The sequence below is a fragment of the Paenibacillus sp. 2TAF8 genome (assembly GCF_052114825.1).
GTDB lineage: Bacteria > Bacillota > Bacilli > Paenibacillales > Paenibacillaceae > Paenibacillus.
Genome location: NZ_JBFRFN010000080.1, coordinates 1 through 371, shown reverse-complemented (window position 1 = coordinate 371; position 371 = coordinate 1). Strand labels below are relative to the sequence as shown.

The window sequence follows — 371 nt, the reverse complement described above, 5'->3', positions numbered from 1 at the left end:
GTAGAGCACTCGACTGTTAATCGAGTTGTCACAGGTTCGAGTCCTGTTCGGGGAGCCATTAAGGCCCGTTGGTCAAGGGGTTAAGACACCTCCCTTTCACGGAGGTAACAGGGGTTCGAATCCCCTACGGGTCATATTTATGGAGGCTTAGCTCAGCTGGGAGAGCATCTGCCTTACAAGCAGAGGGTCGGGGGTTCGATCCCCTCAGCCTCCACCATATATATTTTTTCTAATGACGCGGGGTGGAGCAGCCCGGTAGCTCGTCGGGCTCATAACCCGAAGGCCGCAGGTTCAAATCCTGCCCCCGCAATTGTAGCTTTCCTAACCGAAAGTGATCTGGAACCGTGGTGTAGAACCGTGGTGTAGTTGGC

Annotated in this window: 3 tRNA genes; all 3 read left to right on the top strand. The window is 54.4% G+C overall.

The features are described from left to right. Positions 1-62 precede the first annotated feature (62 nt). Positions 63-134, top strand: a tRNA-Glu gene (locus AB4Z30_RS30115). A 7-nt stretch (positions 135-141) separates the two neighbouring features. Continuing rightward, positions 142-217: transfer RNA gene (locus AB4Z30_RS30110), tRNA-Val, on the top strand. A gap of 19 nt (positions 218-236) precedes the next feature. Beyond that, positions 237-310 (top strand) — tRNA-Met (locus AB4Z30_RS30105). Positions 311-371 lie beyond the last annotated feature (61 nt).